Genomic DNA, 2,509 nt, shown 5'->3' on the forward strand with positions numbered 1-2,509 from the left:
GCCCCCGCCCCTCCGCCTCAGCTCTTCAGCTCCTTTCTCCCCCGCCAGTTCCCGCCACCCGGCGCGCGGCAGCGAGTCCGGGTTCCCGTCGAGGAGCTGGACGGCGACGTGGTCGGCGCCCGCCTCGTGGTACTCGGCGATCCGGCTCCGTACCGTCCCGGGGGAGCCCCAGACGACCGTCGCGTCCACGAGGCGGTCGCTGCCGCCCGCGCGGAAGTCCTCCTCTGTGAAACCGAGCCGCAGCCAGTTGTTCGTGTAGTTCGGCAGCCGGAGGTACATCGCGAGGGCCTGCCGCCCGATCGCGCGGGCGCGCCCGGCGTCCTCGCTCAGCACGACCTTGACCTCGGGCGCGAGCAGCGCGTCCGGGCCGAGGATGTCGCGGGCCTCGGCGGTGTGCTGCGGGGTGACGAGGTACGGGTGGGCGCCGGCGGCGCGGGTCCCGGCGAGTTTCAGCATCTTCGGGCCGAGCGCGGCGAGCACCCGCCGGGCCGCGGGGACGGGGCGCGGGGCCGCGTCGAGCGTGTCGAGATAGGCGACCATCGTCGAGTAGGGCTTGTGGTAGTTCTTCACGGTCGGCGCGTGGCTCGCGCCGAGCCCGAGGAGGTAGCGGCCGGGGTGCGCCTCCTCGACGGCCGCGGCCTCGGCGGCGACGTCCTCGGCCGTGTGCTCCCAGATGTTGAGGATGCCGTTCGCGACGGTGATCCGCGAGGTCGCGGCGACGAGCGCGGCGGCGCCCGTCACGCCGCTGTTCCCGCCGAGCCACACGGCCCCGTACCCCAGCTCCTCCAGCTCCCCGGTCGCCTCCTGGGCGATCGGGTCGCCCTTGCTCAGCAAGCCGTTCCAGATGCCGATACGGCCGATGTCCATGCCGGTCCTTCCTGTCGGTGCGTACGGTGCCGGTGCGACGGCGGCCCCGTTCCGCGTGTGCACAAGCACTACTACACGACGGGTGCCCGGGGCGCCGTGACGCACGCGGGGCCGGGGCGCGCGGGCGGGGGCACCTCCGCCCGGTCAGGAGCCCGCGAGGGCCGGCCGCCCGGCCGGGGCGTGCCACAGTCCCCGGCGTTCCAGGAGCGGCAGCACCCCCTCGCCGAACCAGTACGCCTCCTCCAGGTGCGGGTAGCCGGAGAGGACGAACTCGTCCACGCCCGCCGCGTGGTACTCCGTCACGAGCCGTGCCACCTCCTCGTGCGAGCCGACCATCGCCGTGCCCGCCCCGCCCCGCACGAGTCCCACCCCCGCCCACAGGTTCGGGTGGATCTCCAGCGCGTCCCGGCGCCCGCCGTGCAGCGCGAGCATCCGCCGCTGCCCCTCCGACTCGCTGCGCGCCAGGCCCCGCTGGACGTCCGCGACGACCGCCTCGTCGATCCCGTCGAGCAGCCGCCCCGCCTCCGCCCACGCGTCCTCGGACCGCTCCCGCGTGATCGTGTGCAGGCGCACGCCGAAGCGCGGTTCGCGCCCCTCGCGGGCCGCCAGCTCCCGTACCGCGCCGATCTTCTCCGCGACGGCGGCGGGCGGCTCGCCCCAGGTGAGGTACACGTCCGCGTGCCGCGCGGCGACGCGCAGCGCGGCGGGCGAGGAGCCGCCGAAGTAGACGGGCGGCACCGGGTCGGGGAGCCGCCCGAGGCGGGCACCCTGGACCGTCAGGTGCTCCCCCTCGTGGTCCACGGTCTCGCCGCGCCACAACCGCTTGACGATGTCCAGGAATTCGCCGGTCCGGGCGTAGCGCCCGTCCTTGTCGAGGAAGTCGCCGAACGCGCGCTGTTCCGCGCTCTCCCCGCCGGTCACGACGTTGAGCAGCAGCCGCCCGCCGGACTGCCACTGGTAGGTGGCGGCCATCTGCGCGGCGAGCGTCGGCGAGAGCGCGCCGGGACGGAAGGCGACGAGGAACTTGAAACGTTCGGTGTGCCGGCTGATCATCGCCGTCGTCAGCCAGGCGTCTTCGCACCACGTGCCGGTCGGGGTCAACGCGCCCTCGAAGCCGAGCTGTTCGGCGGCACGGGCGATGAGCGCCAGGTAGTCGACGGACGGTGGGCGGTCGCCGCCGCTCGCGGTCACGGGGGTGCCGTGCCCGCCGCCGACGACCTCGCGGCTGTCGCCGTTGGTGGGCAGGAACCAGTGGAAGGCCAGAGGCACGGGAGAGCTCCGTTCGGCACGGGGTGACCCGCGGGGACGCGCGGGGGACCGGCACGGCGCGCGGCCTCGGCGGGACGCCGTGCGGAAAGGAAGGGGGGCGCTGCGGGGGCGCGGTACGGGCGGGGGGGCCGCTCATTCGTGTTTTGGAGCGCGCGCCCCGCGACCCGTGGGCGTGTCGAACCCCCCCCTGTTTCGACACCCGGGCGAGGTCCACGTGGCGACGCCGCGTCAGAAACCGTGCGCTGATTTTTTGTTCCCGATTCCAAACCGCGCCCCGGTCGTGTTGTGTCAAGAGGGCCCCGGCCGGGCGAAAAGTCCGGTGGGACGCCGCGAGGGCTCCGGGGGTCCGCCCCCGGAGCCCGGCACGTCTGTC

General features: G+C 74.8%; 2 protein-coding genes. Both read right to left on the reverse strand.

Annotated features, from left to right (window positions below; translation table 11 throughout):
• A partial coding sequence (locus SSBG_RS27750; protein ID WP_008749368.1) for an LLM class F420-dependent oxidoreductase occupies nucleotides 1-867 on the reverse strand: 867 nt, incomplete at its 3' end.
• A gap of 144 nt (nucleotides 868-1,011) precedes the next feature.
• Entirely contained in the window at nucleotides 1,012-2,136 is a 1,125-nt protein-coding gene (locus SSBG_RS27755; RefSeq protein ID WP_008749369.1) for an LLM class flavin-dependent oxidoreductase, read from the reverse strand.
• Nucleotides 2,137-2,509 lie beyond the last annotated feature (373 nt).

Origin of the sequence: Streptomyces sp. SPB074 (assembly GCF_000154905.1) — a bacterium.
In the GTDB taxonomy this organism is placed as follows: domain Bacteria; phylum Actinomycetota; class Actinomycetes; order Streptomycetales; family Streptomycetaceae; genus Streptomyces.